Here is a 16,965-nt window from a genome sequence, read left to right on the forward strand (position 1 = left end):
AAATTCATGAGGCATAACCATTTTTGCGTTTATGAAGATTAAATGAGTCTCAATCATTATATTTTCAGCTTACAATATTACACTTGTACAGTTCATCAGAGGTCTATTGGATTTTTTTACAGCATTTTAGACAAATGCTAAAACATCTATTCATCTGTTCTTAAACGCTTTTTTGTATTTCGGAACCAGAGGCATTAACGCTTTGAATCTATTAACGAAAAAATACGCCAAAAGGGGGATAACAATGAGATCAAAAGAGCAATAAATGGCAAATCTCTAAATAGAACGGTTGTAGCTATAAAACGACATAGGGAAAAAGTAAGAAAATGTTATTTAAAAAAAGAGGGCTCATTTGATGCTCTAAAAACAGAGTTTTTTACAAAATTCTTGTGAAAAACAGTAAGATTTCCAAAACATAAGACAGAAAGATATCTTTGTTTTACTCAACATATCAAAGAGACATTTTTGAAGGCACCCAAGCCCATTTCACGCTGCCGCTCATGAAGGGTATAGCGGTAAATCCATTATGCACCACCATTTTTACGCTTATGAAGGAGCTGCACCATCGTACTGTTTACTAGTCCCCAATGTCACAGCTCTTGCATTAAAACGATTCATAAAGGACATTTTTACGTCTTTTTAGTGTTTTTTACCCACATAATACTTCCTGATGTGTAAGGAGATGGTTTTGATTGATTCAATATGTGCAGGATTAAAATAAAGGAATCTTAGGATATTCGGGGCTCTCATTTGACATGGAAAACGATGAATTATCATTATAAATCAATTTATTATCCGAATAAATACCATTATCTTGAGTCAATAAACAGCTTTTATTCAGAAAATGTATGATTAGAATGACGTTTTGTTTTTATCCAAGTCCGCAATTCTTCAAAAAGTATAGCTATAACACCGAGAGTGATAAAACTATCGGCAAGATTGAAAATAGCAAAATAAAAAATATCATCGATATGAAAAAGTATATAATCCGTGACATGGTGAAAGCGGATACGGTCAATAAGATTGCCAATTGCCCCTCCAATGATAAGGGTAAAACCAAAACGCGTTAAAGATTTATGATATTCAGTGTTTTTCCAGAGCCAGAAAAGGAAAAGAAGAACAGCAAATGTAATGGCAATAAGCCCCCAATGAGAAAAAGAAGAAAAAAACGAAAATGCAATGCCAGAATTACGCACATGATAAAGAGAAAGGAAAGGAAGGAGGGGTTTCTCTGTTCCTAGAAGCATATTGTGCATGACCCAGTATTTGACCGCTTGGTCAATTGCTACTGTAAATGCTAAACCAAGGAGAAAAAAAGGCAGAGATTTACGAATCATATTGTGGCCTCACATGTTACAGTGTTAAATAAGGACGGCGGATTTCATAAAGCATGAGAGCTGTTGCTATCGCTAAATTAAGAGAATCAGCGCGTCCACTTTGTGGAATGCGTGCGAGTTTATCACAACGATTCGTAAGAATATCTGATAATCCTTGTTTTTCATTTCCCATGAGAAGTATAACGGGGCCATTTTTGAAGTTAATTTTCCTATAATCAGTAGAACCTTTGAGATGTGTGCCAACAACCATAGCTTTTAAATTTTTAGACCAATTTACAAAGGTATTTTCATCACAGCGATAAAGAGGTATGGCAAAAATTGATCCCATAGTTGCTCGTACTGTTTCCGGTGAGAAGGGGTCTGTTGCCTCACCGATTAAAATAACGCCTTTAGCTCCTACAGCATCAGCTGTGCGAATAATGGTACCGAGATTTCCAGGATCACGCACCCGATCAAGGGCAACATAAACATCTTCGATTTGTTCTTTTATTGTTTCAAGTGGTTGCCACTGTTGTTTAAAAATACCAATCACTGTTTGTGGATTATCGCGGCGGGTGATGGATTCCATCACCTTTTGTGAAGCTTTAATGACAAAACCACCATTGGCTACAGTGTGTGCAGCGGTATTTTCAATGGCGGTATTACCGGTGATGCTTTTAGAAAAAATAAGTGTCTGTATTGTCCAACCGAGATTGAGAGCATCAATCACCAATTTCAGTCCTTCAGCCATGAAAAGACCTTCTTGATTCCTGTTTTTCTTTTGATTGAGTGCTCGAAGATTTTTAATAATGGGATTGCTAAGGGAGGTAATTTCTTTAACCTTACCAGTTTTTTGTAGAGACATATTCAGGCAACCCAACGACTAAAAAGAGAAGTAGAAAGGGCGCGTCCAGCGGCTTCTTCACGCAAGATCAATTCTCCTGATTCGACTGTACCGCCGAGATTTATTAATTCATCACGCATTAAAGCATGAAGTGCATAGAAAGAAGCGCGAATAGAATAAGCTGTCAAGACAATAGAAAGAGGGTTATCAGAGAGAAGTTTACGACAGTTTGTGATCATAGCTGGTAAATTGTCGAACAGTTGCCAGATTTCGCCATGGGGACCACGCCCATATGCAGGAGGATCAAGAAGAATCATATCGTAAGTTTTTTTACGACGCAGTTCGCGTTCGACAAATTTTACAGCGTCATCACAAATCCAACGAATAGAGCGATCTGACAATCCTGCTTTTTCTTGATTGGTTTTTGCCCAAGCAATGGCTTTTTTAGAAGCATCAACATGTGTAACATTTGCACCTGCGCGCGCACCAATCAAAGAAGCAATCCCTGTGTAGCCAAAAAGATTGAGCACTTTAACCGGTCGTGTCGCTTTAACAATTTGTTCTTCGATAAAACGCCAATGGGCATCTTGTTCAGGAAAGACCCCCACGTGGCGAAAGGAAGTAAAACGACCAAGAAAAGACAGTCCATTCCAAGTAAGTGGCCAAGTTTCACCCAGTGGTTTTTTGGGGAAATGCCAACGACCAACCCCTTCTTCTTCTCGATTGCCGGTGAAAAGAGCATCAACATCAGTCCACTGCTTTTGTGATAAAGCAGGTTTCCATAATGCTTGACCTTCAGGACGAATAATATGGTAAGTTCCATAACGCTCTAATTTTTGTCCATTCCCAGAATCAATGAGAGCATAATCTGCGCTCACACCTGCTTCTAAAATAAGCGGTAACTTTTCCTGCGGATATTTATCGCTATGGTGCATTTGAAAATATTGTGCAAGCATATTCAGTATCACGATACAGATATTTAAAAACGGGTGTCAAAAGACTTTTAAATTTTTCTAAAATAACATTACACCACATCTGTGATCGATTTTTTCAGTTTCTCGAGCTCGGCTTTACTTTTTTTGAGAGCCTTTTTGCATTTATGACATGCAAACCAATTCATGAGGTTTCCTAATAAAATACCAAAACCAAAAAAAATAAAGAGCCATATAGAAAAAGGGGCGTGATAAGTAAAACTTTCAGAATTTGACCGAAAAGGATCAAGAGTTAATGCAACCATCTGACGATTCGCTATGATAAAAGCAACGAAAAGAACAGTAGGAATCAGCAAAGCAATTGCTGAAAGGGTACGTTTAATTGACATAAATTTTACTCATTGATTAAGCCGATCACGCAGTTCCTTTCCAGTTTTGAAAAAAGGAATCCATTTTTCTTCAACGACAACGGCTTCCCCTGTTCGTGGATTACGGCCGTTACGGGCTGAACGGCTTTTAACAGAAAAAGCTCCAAAACCGCGAAGTTCAACACGATTACCATTTGCAAGTGCTGTTGAAATTTCCTCAAAAATAGCGTTCACAATATTTTCCACATCACGTTGAAAAAGATGTGGGTTTTGACGGGCGATAATTTGCACAAGCTCTGATTTAACCAAAATAGCCTCTCTTTCATACAAAAAGGTTTTTATAATCGTGCATTTCATACACGCATATTACAACATATAAATGGTTAAAAGCAAAATAAAACCAAGAAAAAATAAATTGCAAGAAACAAAATTTGAAAATACATCTTATAGGGGGTATACAGGTTGCAAAAGCACGGAGTGTTTGAGAGATTAAGGTAGTATGTCCGTAAACAATCATTATGAAGACATTTTAACAAAATCATCCTTTGGGGATGTTTTTAAAAAAGCTTCTCGCCATTCGCGTTACATTCGTCTATTAAAATTTTTTTTACCTCTTTTGGCACTGGTTGCGGCACTTATTTTCTGCTGGTTTACATTTTTCTTAGCACCTGTTGCTTCTGATCCTGCTCCTTTAAATGAAGAGGCAGAGATAATGAAATTGACGATGCTCAATCCCAAATTAGAAGGTTATACGCGTTCTCATGAACCTTATTGGCTAAAAGCAGAGAAAGCATTTCAAGATCGTACCCACTCCGGAGTGATCAATTTGCAAAATATTACAGCTGAAGCGCTTATGGGCAAGCAAAGACGGGTTTTTCTTGATGCGCAAGGGGGCGTTTACGATAATATTAATGGTTTTTTACAGTTGGATAAGCCATTTACTATTACAACAAATGATGGGATGACTGTACAATTTATGGCAGCAAATATTAATTTGTCTGAAGGGCAGTTAAACACAGATCAACCTGTTAATATTCAACGCGCAGGTTTTCATCTTATCGCAAACGCTTTGCAGATTCGAGAAAAAGGGCAAAACATGTACTTTCATGGTGGTGTGCATTTGGTGCTTGACAAGCAATAAGAGAGTTTCAATACAAATTTGCAGTGGTTGTTATGAAAGAGAAGGATGTGTGTGTTTGACAGAAAAATGTGGGATGATGGAATGAAGCCGAGGAAATCATACAAAAAGTGGAGAAGTTTTTCTTTGGCTTTAAGCTTGGGAATGTTAGGGTTTGGAGCAGTTTTAGGATATGCTGAAGGTGCGCATTTTGGGATTAATTTATCAAATGATAAAAAACCTGTAGAACTCTATGCAAATTCTTTAGAAATACGTGATAAAGAAGGAATAGCGCTCTTTAAAGGTGATGTTTCGGTCGTTCAAGGTGAACGTATTCTGCGAACGGCAAAATTAGTTGTTTACTACGATAAGGCACATAAAGCTGTTCGGAAGGATCAAGAAGATACAAAGACATCCTCCCCTGCGTTGTTTGGCTCGACGGGTGTTAAGAAAATGGAAGCTTTAGGAAAAGTTTATATAAAAATTGCCACACAAGTCGCGACAGGTGACAAGGGTGTTTTTGATAGTAAGTCAAAAACAATGCGTTTGACAGGAAAGAATGTTACATTAACCGACGGCGATAATGTAGCAACAGGATGTAAATTAACAGCAGATATGGAAAGCGGAAAGGCTTTTCTAGAAGGGTGTGAGACATCCGAGAAAAAAGGTCGTGTTTCCATTATTTTTAAACAAAGTCAAAAGGATGGCCATTAAGGTTTCATGTTTGGAATCAAGAGAAAAAAACAGACGAACAAACATGACCTTGCAAGTGAAACTTTAAGAAAGCGCTTAAAGGGAACCCTCATTGCCAGTCATTTGATGAAAGTTTACCGAGGAAGACAGGTTGTTAATGGTGTTTCTTTTGGTGTTCGTACAGGGGAATCTGTTGGTATTCTAGGTCCCAATGGTGCAGGCAAAACAACATGTTTTTATATGGTTACGGGACTTATTAAATCGGATGGAGGAACCATTAAAATTGATGGATTTGATGTTACCCATCTACCGATGTATAGACGTGCTCGTTTAGGCATAGGGTATCTTCCACAAGAAGCATCGATTTTTCGCGGTCTTTCCGTAGAAGACAACATTAAAGCTGTTTTGGAATGTGTCGAAAAAGACCGCCTCAAACGGCGAGAAGAGTTAGATAGCCTTTTACATGAATTTAAAATTGATCATTTACGCAAGATGCCAGCTCTCTCTTTATCAGGGGGAGAGCGTCGACGACTTGAAATTGCACGAGCATTAGCTTCTCGCCCTCATTTTATGTTACTTGACGAACCGTTTGCAGGAATTGATCCTATCGCCATTTTTGATATTCAACAGCTTATTCGTTATTTAACGCAGCGTGGAATTGGTGTTTTGATAACGGATCATAACGTGCGTGAAACATTAGGTCTTGTCGACCGTGCTTATATCATTCACGCGGGACGTGTGTTAGTTCACGGTCATCCTAACGATATCATCAACAACGCTGATGTACGCAGAATTTATTTGGGAAATCAGTTTTCTCTCTGATTTTACAGTTTCAAAGAGTTTTCCTTAAGCTTAAACGGGATAGAATGAGTACAAGTGCTCCATTTTTGTATATCCAGACACTGAAACATCCATTACCCAAAAGAGATTGAGACTCTCTTTTGATTTTATAGGGAATGCGCTATGTATGTTCATAACATAACAAGCAATAATTATTGATACATCACAGGGAAAATAATTATATTGCAGGAGCTATAATTATGTTGTTGAGAAACTCCTTATTTGTGCCAAAACTTTTTTTACAATTAACCTTTTGAACTTAATTTTTGTTCAATGTAAAAGAATATTAGGCTGATATAATTTTATTATTTTATAGGTTGAGTTTGCTTTTGAGTATACCATGGAAAAGATATTACTAGATTAACCTGATAATGAATGGTAAACGAGGCTTTAAGTAAATGCGCGTATTGCTAAAAGGTGTGTCGTATTGATAATGCTTTTCCTTATTGAATTAAACAACAGATCAATGGCACTGTTTCGGATATTTTTATGGTAGCATCATGGGTTACATATATTACAGTTTTCAAACAGGATTTTTGAGATTTTGTTGGTTTGCATTGCGTATTTAAAAGCGAGTATAAGACAGCAGATATTAATCTAAAAATGTAACGTTTTTTTTAAGAGTTGTTGATCGACTTAAAACTTTTTTTAATCATTTTAGTTGGACAGTACTCAAGCTGCGCAGAGATTGTCAAAGTAAGATACCACTTTGCCTCGGTATGCTTCTCATTTTATTAGGAGTTAGGTTTTAAAAGGAAAAGGAAAATCTGATGAGAAATTATACATTAGCTCTTGTGACAAAAAGATCGAATGATAGTCTTTGAGCGTTTCATAGAGAGATGAATTTTATGGACAATGTCATTTCTTTTTTTGTCATGCTATTAATGAGGAGCTGAGTAACTATTTATTGTTGCACAGATAGTGACATAAGATGAATGATCCATCACCCATTATAAATTGAAAATAAAGTCCCATACGATGATGCAAGAAAGTGAAAGAACTTTAATCCACGCCGTTTACGAATTTTTTGGTGAGCGTTTGAGCGTGTAAAAGGAAAATTAAAATATGAATTTGAGTGAGTTAATTGCACCGGAAGCAATTATTCCGGCTCTTAAAGCGAATTCGAAGAAACAAGTTCTACAAATTTTATCTGAAAGAGCTGCTGAGCTGACAGGTTTAAGTGAACGTGTAATTTTTGATATTGTTTTGCAACGTGAAAAACTAGGATCAACAGGTTTGGGGAGTGGTATTGCGATTCCACATGGAAAACTGCCTGATATGAACCGAATCATTGGTATATTTGCGCGCCTTGAAAACCCTGTTGATTTTGAAGCTCTTGATGATGAGCCTATAGATCTTATTTTTCTCCTTTTAGCGCCTGAGAACGCTGGTGCAGACCACTTAAAGGCTTTATCGCAGATTGCGCGTGTTTTGCGTCATGCTGATGTTGTGCAAAAATTGCGCAATACGCATGATGCTCATACGCTTTATACTTTATTAATTCAAAATTCAGAATCAAATGCAGCTTAAACACACCGTGGTGTACATTGCAGAAGTGTACCACAGAGCAGGTTGGAAAATGATACGGTTTGTATATTAGTGTCGCTACTCATATCATGTGGTTTAAAAGAAATTTTCATCAAGAAGAAACTCCGCTTTAAAAAACAGCAACATCCTTCATCTTTTGTTATTTTTGTAGGCGAAACATTGATTGTTCTGCTCTTAGATCTTGTTTGTCCGTAAACGAGGCTTTTATAGGTTAAAATGGTTTCATCTTTAAAATTCAAAGAGAGATAAGGGATATCGTGTTCTCTGTATAAAAGAGTGAGAAAGATTATCTTTTAAAGTGTAGATTTTGTTTAAATGTTTGTTTCTGTTTACAATCAATACGCAAGAAGTAATTTTGTAGAGTAGACATGAAAATGATAGGTTTTGGATTAAACAAGAGAATTTTTCTGTGCGTACAAGCTTGTTTAATCACCATTTAATTGATGAAAAGGTTATTCAAAAAATGATAGGGAGGGGATGAGAAAGGCTTGGAAAAGAAAAAAGTTTGATATCTTGTTATAAATTACATCAAAACGAAATGATAATCTTTTATTAAATGAACTCTTTAGACGTTCTCAGTAAAGAAAAGGTGGATTTTTTCGAATCGGTTTAAATAGGATGGTTAAGCTGATTTAGATTATTGGAATCACATCAAAAATTGACAAATTAAGATGATAATACATATCAACGCGAGTAAATAGTATCACAGTAGGCAAAGCGACATATCATTGTTAAGATGAGTGCTACATGTTTTTTGTTTCTTGGTAAATATACTGATAATATTTGCTATTTTTTTTGCAAAACAGTTTGAAGAGTACAAAAAGGTGGGCTCTAAGTGCTATTGAACACAAACGGTAGACGCACTATAATTGATGAAAGGAAGAGTGTTGAGTAATTTTTATTAACACAAATGCGTTGAATATGTTAAATTATAAATAATATCCTAAAAGTTGTGAAATAAGCCATATTCCTTTATGAGGTGCATTCCCAGTATTTGCAAGAAATTGCTTATGATCAAGGGGCGTAGTTTATTTGTTAACAGGGTGATGCTATATTCACATTTTGTTTTGAAGTCTAGTTGTTGAAAAAGAGAAGTTTTTATACGAAAAATAGGGTTTGTAGTGTAAAATCAAAATATTGTTTTTTACACCTTATTTATTGAGTAAAGAATCTATATTGATCACAACTGAAGGGTTAAACTTAAAGATCTTTTCTGGTTGGTGTAAAAATATTTTGCTTGTTGAAGGGATAAGAATGATTACACTAAAGCATCGACGGTTTTTGTTGAGCTTTTTCAATGAAGAGAATCTTTTTAAAGACTAAAGAAGTGAGCTAAATGAAGATGTTTAGAAAGACTGTTATTGCTACATTTATAATGGTTCTGGTTGCTGTTGGAGCGCCATGTGCACAAACGCCAAGCCGTTTGAACCAATTTGAAGCATGGGGGACCTATTCTTATAAATCGCCAAAGAATACAATTTGCTATGTATTATCATTACCCTTTGAGGCATTCCCAACGACAGTTAAACATGGCGATAATTTCTTTTTGGTTACTAAGCGTTCAAATTCTCCGGTCTCCTTTGAACCACAATTTATGGCGGGTTATCCCCTTAAAGATGGGTCAAAAGTTATAGTGACCATTGGAAATGTAGATTTTGAATTTTTCACGAAAGATTCCTCAGCTTGGTTAGCATCATCAGCGCTAGAAAAACAACTTGTTTCTGCTATGCGTTCTGGAATGAAGATGACAGTGAAAGCTATATCAAAGCGGGGAACCAATACCACCTACACTTATTCCTTAAAAGGGATTACTGCGGCGTTAAATGCAGCTCAGAAGTGCCATTAAGATTTGTATAATTTTAAACTCGTGATATAAATTGGAAAAAGATGGCCATTTCCTATGACCTTAGACCAGTTGGTTCATGCTTAACGCGAGAAACAAAGAGTGTTGTCGTAGAGGAGAGTTCTAAGCTCTCTTTAATTGGCTTATCGCAAATTGAGATGATACAAGCTTTAAAGGCAATTGGTGTTCCAGAACACCAAACGCGTATGCGTGTCCGTCAGCTTTGGCATTGGCTTTACGTGCGTGGTGTTTCAAATTTTGATAAAATGCTGAATATTTCTAAACCATTGCGAGAAATGCTTAAAAGTCATTTTTCCATTGCACGTCCGGAAATTGTTGGAGAACAAATATCAAAAGATGGTACGCGTAAATGGCTGTTGCGTTTTCCAGCACGTGGAGCAGGAAGGCCTGTTGAAATTGAAACAGTTTATATCCCTGAAGAAGGGCGTGGTACTTTATGTCTTTCATCGCAGGTAGGATGTACGTTAACGTGCTCTTTTTGTCATACGGGCACACAAATCCTTGTTCGTAATCTAACAGCGGAAGAGATTTTAGCACAATTATTGGTTGCACGTGATTGTTTAGGTGATTTTCCTGATAAGAATACTCCTGATGGAGCAATCGTTCCAATTGAAGGACGAAAAATCACCAATATCGTTATGATGGGGATGGGGGAACCACTTTATAATTTTGAAGCAGTTAAAAAAGCTTTATTGATTGCTTCTGATGGAGAGGGGCTTTCTTTATCGAAGCGTCGAATTACACTTTCAACTAGTGGTGTGGTTCCTGGAATTATCCGCACTGGAGAAGAAATTGGAGTGATGTTGGCGATTTCACTGCACGCAGTAAATGATACACTACGGGATATGCTTGTTCCCATCAATAAAAAATATCCACTTTCTCTATTAATGGATGCTTGTCGAAATTATCCTGGCCTTTCTAATGCCAAGCGCATTACATTTGAATATGTTATGTTAAAAGATATCAATGATAGTTTGGATGATGCGAAGCGCTTGATTCAATTATTAAAAGGGATTCCTGCTAAGATTAACTTGATACCCTTTAATCCATGGCCTGGAAGCAATTATCAATGTTCTGATTGGGAACAAATTGAACGTTTTGCTGATGTGGTTAATAAAGCAGGCTATGCTTCACCTATTCGGGTGCCGCGTGGACGCGACATTTTAGCCGCATGTGGTCAACTTAAATCAGTTTCAGAGCGTTTACGAAAATCTGAACGTTTAAAATTTGAAGATGCAGTTGGCAATAAATAATTTTAATCTTGGGTAATGAAAAGACGTAAAGCAAAACTGGTAAAAACACTAGCCATGAGCCAATCTAAGAAGCGCAAACAAGAGGAATTTTTTTAAGATTTTGAGTAAGTTTATGAGCCATAAAAACTATGGAAATCATAATTGGTAAAGAAATAGGGATATAAGAAAGCCCTAAAATAAGTAATTTCTGTGTAGCCATGGGATCGTTAGCATGAATAAATTGTGGCAAGAAAGTTACATTAAAAAGAATAACTTTATGATTTAAAAGGTTAATTCCAATATCGGCAAAATAAAGGCTTTTAAGGCTTTGACGTTTCTGAGACGTCTGTTTAGAAGAAAATGTCGAATTTTTATATAATGCTTGCAAGGAAAGCCATATAAAAGATAAGAAGCCCCAGCAATTCTAAGGAGAAAAAAGCGCGTGGTAAAGTAAAAATAAGCGATGATAAACCAAGTACTACAGTTGTTACCTGAATAGCAAAACCTGTCGCACTTCCGAAAGCGCACATAATCTCAGCTTTTTTGCTTTAAGCAATGGTACGTCCTATTGACAGCATGATATCAGGCTCTGGAATAAGTGCTAAAATCAACGATGCTAAAGCAAATTGTACAACAATAGACCACTCCGGTAGAAGTGACACGTAAATCTCCACTTGTTTGTAAGCGGTTTTCACTATTTGCGTTCTGATAAGGATCCACGCACTTACATTTTTTTGCGTCTTTTTAATGTTGCTTAAAGAGAATTTATTTTATACTGCTTATATTATTGTACTTTCTAAGTACAAACAAAGAAAGCAAACCATATAGAGCTTTAAAATGAAAAAATGGCAAAACGTAAAGAAAGTTGTTTTGGCTTATTCAGGGGGGTTGGATACGTCGATTATTCTTAAATGGTTACAAAGTGAATTAGGTGCGGAAGTTGTAACTTTTACAGCTGATTTAGGGCAGGGGGAAGAGTTAGCAATTGCTCGCCGTAAAGCTGAGATGCTTGGTGTTAAAGAAATCTATATTGAAGATTTGCGCGAAGAATTTGTGCGTGATTTTGTCTTTCCGATGTTTCGAGCGAATGCAGTTTATGAAGGAACCTACCTTTTGGGGACATCAATAGCCCGTCCGCTTATTGCAAAACGCCTTATTGAAATTGCCAGAGAAACAGGAGCAGATGCAATTGCCCATGGAGCTACAGGAAAAGGCAATGATCAAGTACGCTTTGAGCTTTCTGCTTATGCACTTAACTCTGATATCAAAATTATTGCTCCGTGGCGTGATTGGTCTTTTAAAAGTCGAACAGATTTGCTTGATTTTGCGCATGCACATCAAATTCCAGTAGAGAAAGATAAACAAGGCGAAGCACCTTTTTCCGTGGATGCAAATTTATTGCATTCTTCATCAGAAGGAAAAGTGTTGGAAGATCCAGCACTTCCTGCTCCTGAATATGTGCATATGCGGACTCTTTCGCCAGAATCTGCTCCAGATAAAGCTACCAGAATCACAATTGGCTTTAAGAAAGGTGATGCCATTTCAATAAATGGGGAAAATTTATCTCCTGCAAATTTACTTTCTGAATTGAATCGTTATGGACGAGACAACGGTATCGGTCGGTTAGATTTGGTAGAAAATCGTTTTGTTGGCATGAAATCGCGAGGCATTTATGAGACGCCAGGAGGAACTATCCTCTTAACGGCTCATCGTGCAATAGAATCTTTAACATTAGATCGGGGGGCAGTACATTTGAAAGATGAGTTAATGCCGCGTTATGCAGAACTCATTTATTATGGCTTTTGGTTTTCACCTGAACGGAAAATGTTGCAGGCTGCGATTGATTTATCCCAAGAAAATGTTGAGGGTGAAGTTACATTAAAGCTTTATAAGGGGAATGTCATTGTTGAGGGACGTCAAAGCAATAAGTCGCTTTACTCAGATAAATTGGTAACTTTTGAGGATGATGAAGGTGCCTATGATCAACAAGACGCTACAGGCTTTATTAAATTAAATGCCCTGCGTTTGCGTATATTGGCAGCGCGTTCGTGAGAATATAAATAAACAATTCTATAAAATAACCCTTAAAATATAATAAGAAGGTGTTTTCTTTGTAGAATGTTTAATTTTATGTTTTTTTCTCATTCGTTGGTATTGGTGTGTAGGCTCTTTATCTTCTTTTTAATTTAATTCTAGAGGATTTTTTTCGGATGCGTGTAATAGGAGAACTCTAGAATCATAGCAATGAAAATACCAAGAATCAAAAGAAGAAAATGACGTTTCATGATACTTATACTTCGTTAACAACGAAACAAAAGGGGAAGACAATGGAAAGAATAGAGAGGATTTTAGCCATAGCAAAAGCGCCATGAAAAGATTTTTAGCTGCTTTTTGCGCGCTATTATTGACGAATAAATGCAATAACCATACACAAAGCCATTCAAGAATTTCATTTTAGGATAAAGATTAGGATAAAGATAATGATGCGTGACCATTCTGATGCCCTTAACCTTACGCCAGAATTAAGAGATGCGGCGGTTCAATCGAAAGCTTGGCCGTTTGAAGAAGCACGCAAAATTATCAAACGGTATGAAAAAACAGGTTACCCAAAAAGTGTAATATTTGAAACAGGTTATGGTCCTTCTGGTTTACCGCATATTGGCACCTTTGGAGAAGTCGCACGTACAACCATGGTGCGTCATGCTTTTCATATTCTTACAGAGAATCAAGTTCAAACAAAACTGCTTTGTTTTTCTGATGATATGGATGGTTTACGCAAAGTTCCTGATAATGTGCCTGATCGCGAGAAGATGGAAAATTATCTTGGTCGACCGCTCAGTTGTATACCAGATCCTTTTGGGGATATTTACCCCTCTTTTGGGGCGGCAAATAATGCGCGTTTACGTGCTTTTCTTGATCGTTTTGGTTTTGATTATGAATTTGCCAGTGCCACAGATTATTATAGTTCCGGTCGTTTTGATGAAACACTTTTAAAGATACTTGCCTGTTATGATAAGGTGATGGCAATTGTTTTGCCAACGTTAGGTGAAGAACGACGCGCGACCTATTCACTCTTTTTACCCATTTCTCCCTTTTCTGGAAAAGTATTACAGGTGCCGATGATTGCTCGTAATGTTGAAAAAGGCACTGTTACTTACATTGAGCCTGAAACAGGAGAAACCATTGAAACGGAAGTGACAGGGGGAAAAGTCAAATGCCAGTGGAAAGTAGATTGGGCAATGCGTTGGAAAGCGCTTGGTGTTGATTATGAAATGGCGGGAAAAGATCTAATTGATTCTATCAATCTCTCTTCTAAAATTTGCAAAGTGCTTGGTGGAAATCCACCAGAAGGCTTTAACTATGAGCTCTTTTTGGATGATAAGGGGCAAAAAATTTCTAAATCCAAAGGAAATGGTTTAACCATTGATGAATGGTTAACCTATGCACCAACGGAGAGTCTCGGGCTTTATATGTTTTCAAAGCCCAAAACAGCCAAACGACTTTATTTTGATATCATTCCAAAAGCCGTTGATGAATATTATGCACATCTTTCAGCTTATGATCGTCAAGGATGGCAAGAACGGCTTAATAATCCTGTATGGCATATTCATAATGGTTTTCCTCCGCAGGTTGATTTGCCTGTATCCTTTGCCATGCTCCTGAATTTGGTAAGCGCTTCAAATGCTGAGAATAAAGAGGTTCTTTGGGGCTTTATTTCTCGTTATGCTAATGGTGCAAATGCACGAACTTATCCGGAACTTGATCAGTTAGTGCAATTTGCCATTAAATATTTTGAACTTTTTGTCAAACCAAACAAAAAATTTCGAACACCAGATGACAGTGAACGAACAATATTAGCACAAATAGATGCAAAATTAGCCAGTTTGCCTGAAAATTCTGATGGAAACATGCTTCAAAATGCGCTTCTTGATGTTGCACGTTTAACGGAGCGCTATCAAGATTATAGTAAAAAAAGTCCTGAGGGGGGGCCGGGTGTTTCAAATGTCTTTTTTCAAATGCTCTATGAAGTTTTATTAGGGCAAGAACGAGGACCACGATGGGGATCCTTTATTGCCTTATATGGGATTAAGGAAATGCGTGCATTAATTGCTGAAGCGCTTGCACGATCTGCGGGGGAATAATGGAAAAGAGAGTGCAAGAAGTAAAGCGGCGTCGCACCTTTGCGATTATCGCTCATCCAGATGCGGGAAAAACAACGCTAACAGAGAAGCTGTTATTATTTGGTGGAGCTATTCAACTTGCTGGTGAAGTGAAAGCGAAAAAAGATCGTATTCAAACTCGTTCTGATTGGATGAATATAGAGCGGGATCGCGGTATTTCCGTTGTGACATCAGTGATGACGTTTGAATATGAAGATCATATCTTTAATTTGTTAGATACTCCAGGGCATGAGGATTTCGCTGATGATACCTATCGCACGCTTACGGCTGTTGATAGTGCTATCATGGTGCTAGATGGTGCGCGGGGAATTGAGCCTAGGACACTGAAATTATTTGAGGTGTGTCGGATGCGCGATATTCCTATCATTACTTTTATTAACAAAATGGATCGTGAAGCGCGTGATCCTATAGAACTGTTAGATGAAATTGAAGAAAAACTCGCACTTGATACCGCGCCAATAACTTGGCCGATTGGTACGGGTAGAGATTTCGTTGGAACATTTGATTTTCATCATAATCGTTTTCGTCAAAAAGATAGTGAGGTGATGCAACAGACGGTTTCTGGATCAGATGAGGTTGCAAGTTTGCTTCCTGAAAACCAACGTTTGTCTTTTATTGAAGGGGTCGAACTTGCGCGAAGTGCCTGTAAAAATTTTGATCTTCAGGCTTTTTGTGAAGGACATATGACACCGGTTTATTTTGGTTCGGCTTTACGAAATTTTGGTGTTCGTGATTTGATCAATGCGCTTACTGATTTTGGTCCAAGTCCTCGAGATCAGGTTGCAGATCAACGCAATATCATAGCAACTGAATCTAAAATGACAGGGTTTATTTTTAAGATTCAAGCGAATATGGACCCTAATCACCGCGATCGTATTGCATTTTTTCGGGTATGTTCGGGAACACTTGAACGTGGTATGAAGACAAAATTAGTAAGAACCGGAAAACCAATCACACTTTCTGCTCCACAATTTTTCTTTGCGCGCTCGCGGCAAATTGCTGATCAAGCTTATGCTGGTGATATTGTAGGCATTCCCAATCATGGAACGTTGCGGATTGGTGATACCTTAACGGAAGGAGAAGATATTCTCTTTAAAGGTGTGCCCAATTTTGCACCAGAAATTTTACGTCGTGTTTGTTTGGGTGATCCAATGAAAGCAAAAAAACTCAAAGAAGCCTTACAACAAATGGCTGAAGAGGGGGTTGTACAATTATTTATCCCTGATGATGGGTCACCTTCTCTCATTGGTGTGATTGGTGCTTTGCAAATTGATGTTTTAAAAGAACGATTGAAGGTAGAATATGGCTTGCCAGTGGGTTTTGAATCTGCACGCTTCAATATATGCCGTTGGATTTCAGCACAGAGCAAAGATGAATTGCAAAAATTTCTTAACAATCACCATTCTGCTATTGCGTATGACCTAGAAGGTGATCCAGTTTTTTTAGCAGAAAACCATTTTTCATTGAAGTATGAAGCAGAACGAGCGCCGAATGTAAAATTTACAGCTTTTAAGGATTATCAAGTCCGCTCTGAATAAAAGAACAATTTCCTGATGGGTGTTTTTTGCAAGAAAAAAATTTTCTTAAAAAAAATCAAACAAAAGGAGAGCTCTAGTCTCTCTCCTTTTTAGGAAAGCCATCATAGATAGATTTTAACGAAGACCATCTTTGATCCATTCAGAAACACGCCCCTTAGAAGCGGCTCCAACCATATTTGATGAAACTTTTCCATTCTTTAACATCAGTAAGGTGGGAATTGAACGCACTCCATATTGAGTAGCCAATTCGGGATTTTCATCGATATTGACTTTAGCAATTTTAACTTGGTTTTGCATTTCCATTGCAATTTCATCTAAAATCGGAGCAATCATTTTGCAAGGACCACACCACTCTGCCCAGAAATCAACCACAACAGGGGTAGAGGAGGTCAAAACTTCACTTTCGAAATTGCTCTTATCAACTTTTACACATGTCATTAATTTATCCTTTATATTCACTTCTATAGATTGGTACGATAACGCTTCATATCA

15 protein-coding genes and 2 pseudogenes are annotated in these 16,965 nt (G+C 37.4%); 9 read left to right on the top strand and 8 right to left on the bottom strand.

All coding sequences use genetic code 11. The features are described from left to right. Positions 1-452: 452 nt before the first annotated feature. The 6 genes and pseudogenes from NMK50_RS09865 to ihfB all read right to left on the bottom strand — a co-directional run. A pseudogene (locus tag NMK50_RS09865) lies at positions 453-627 on the bottom strand (integrase); the annotation flags it as partial. 206 nt (positions 628-833) lie between these two features. Next, complete coding sequence (gene lspA, locus NMK50_RS09870; protein ID WP_254770315.1) at positions 834-1,337, bottom strand: signal peptidase II; 504 nt, start codon at positions 1,335-1,337, stop codon at positions 834-836. Positions 1,338-1,353: 16 nt separating this feature from the next. Further along, a complete protein-coding gene (locus NMK50_RS09875; RefSeq protein WP_254770316.1) occupies positions 1,354-2,181 on the bottom strand; it encodes a TrmH family RNA methyltransferase in 828 nt (275 codons plus the stop codon). Between the two features lie 2 nt (positions 2,182-2,183). Then, positions 2,184-3,116: a class I SAM-dependent methyltransferase gene (locus tag NMK50_RS09880; protein ID WP_254770317.1), complete on the bottom strand. Its 933-nt coding sequence runs from the start codon at positions 3,114-3,116 to the stop codon at positions 2,184-2,186. A gap of 68 nt (positions 3,117-3,184) precedes the next feature. Continuing rightward, positions 3,185-3,481 carry a lipopolysaccharide assembly protein LapA domain-containing protein gene (locus tag NMK50_RS09885; RefSeq protein ID WP_254770318.1) on the bottom strand — a complete coding sequence of 99 codons (297 nt, stop codon included), beginning with the start codon at positions 3,479-3,481 and terminating at the stop codon, positions 3,185-3,187. 9 nt (positions 3,482-3,490) lie between these two features. Beyond that, a complete protein-coding gene (gene ihfB, locus NMK50_RS09890; protein WP_254770319.1) occupies positions 3,491-3,769 on the bottom strand; it encodes an integration host factor subunit beta in 279 nt (92 codons plus the stop codon). Positions 3,770-3,959: 190 nt separating this feature from the next. Between ihfB and lptC the strand changes: the two genes are divergently transcribed. From lptC to rlmN, 6 genes are all read left to right on the top strand, one after another. After that, positions 3,960-4,601 carry an LPS export ABC transporter periplasmic protein LptC gene (gene lptC / locus NMK50_RS09895; RefSeq protein ID WP_254770320.1) on the top strand — a complete coding sequence of 214 codons (642 nt, stop codon included), beginning with the start codon at positions 3,960-3,962 and terminating at the stop codon, positions 4,599-4,601. Between the two features lie 81 nt (positions 4,602-4,682). Then, a complete protein-coding gene (locus NMK50_RS09900; RefSeq protein WP_254771240.1) occupies positions 4,683-5,291 on the top strand; it encodes an LptA/OstA family protein in 609 nt (202 codons plus the stop codon). 6 nt (positions 5,292-5,297) lie between these two features. Then, complete coding sequence (gene lptB / locus NMK50_RS09905) at positions 5,298-6,092, top strand: LPS export ABC transporter ATP-binding protein (RefSeq protein WP_254770321.1); 795 nt, start codon at positions 5,298-5,300, stop codon at positions 6,090-6,092. Between the two features lie 1,083 nt (positions 6,093-7,175). Continuing rightward, positions 7,176-7,640, top strand: a complete 465-nt coding sequence (gene ptsN / locus NMK50_RS09910; RefSeq protein ID WP_254770322.1) for a PTS IIA-like nitrogen regulatory protein PtsN — start codon at positions 7,176-7,178, stop codon at positions 7,638-7,640. 1,360 nt (positions 7,641-9,000) lie between these two features. Next, entirely contained in the window at positions 9,001-9,504 is a 504-nt protein-coding gene (locus NMK50_RS09915; RefSeq protein WP_254771241.1) for an invasion associated locus B family protein, read from the top strand. Between the two features lie 41 nt (positions 9,505-9,545). Beyond that, positions 9,546-10,775: a dual-specificity RNA methyltransferase RlmN gene (rlmN, locus tag NMK50_RS09920; RefSeq protein ID WP_254770323.1), complete on the top strand. Its 1,230-nt coding sequence runs from the start codon at positions 9,546-9,548 to the stop codon at positions 10,773-10,775. A gap of 2 nt (positions 10,776-10,777) precedes the next feature. Here the strand turns inward: rlmN and NMK50_RS09925 are convergent. Then, positions 10,778-11,416 (bottom strand): annotated as a pseudogene (locus NMK50_RS09925) (LysE family translocator). Between the two features lie 175 nt (positions 11,417-11,591). Here NMK50_RS09925 and NMK50_RS09930 point away from each other — a divergent pair. The 3 genes from NMK50_RS09930 (at position 11,592) to NMK50_RS09940 (ending at position 16,473) form a co-directional block, all read left to right on the top strand. Beyond that, positions 11,592-12,806, top strand: coding sequence for an argininosuccinate synthase (locus NMK50_RS09930; protein ID WP_254770324.1), 1,215 nt, complete (start codon positions 11,592-11,594; stop codon positions 12,804-12,806). A 428-nt stretch (positions 12,807-13,234) separates the two neighbouring features. Then, positions 13,235-14,896 carry a lysine--tRNA ligase gene (locus NMK50_RS09935; RefSeq protein ID WP_254770325.1) on the top strand — a complete coding sequence of 554 codons (1,662 nt, stop codon included), beginning with the start codon at positions 13,235-13,237 and terminating at the stop codon, positions 14,894-14,896. Continuing rightward, positions 14,896-16,473 carry a peptide chain release factor 3 gene (locus NMK50_RS09940; RefSeq protein WP_254770326.1) on the top strand — a complete coding sequence of 526 codons (1,578 nt, stop codon included), beginning with the start codon at positions 14,896-14,898 and terminating at the stop codon, positions 16,471-16,473. The genes NMK50_RS09935 and NMK50_RS09940 overlap by 1 nt, the downstream gene beginning before the upstream one ends. A 114-nt stretch (positions 16,474-16,587) precedes the next feature. Here the strand turns inward: NMK50_RS09940 and trxA are convergent, their stop codons facing one another. Then, positions 16,588-16,911: a thioredoxin gene (trxA, locus tag NMK50_RS09945; protein ID WP_254770327.1), complete on the bottom strand. Its 324-nt coding sequence runs from the start codon at positions 16,909-16,911 to the stop codon at positions 16,588-16,590. Positions 16,912-16,965: the final 54 nt, after the last annotated feature.

The sequence above is a fragment of the Bartonella harrusi genome, assembly GCF_024297065.1.
Classification (GTDB): Bacteria; Pseudomonadota; Alphaproteobacteria; order Rhizobiales; family Rhizobiaceae; genus Bartonella; species Bartonella harrusi.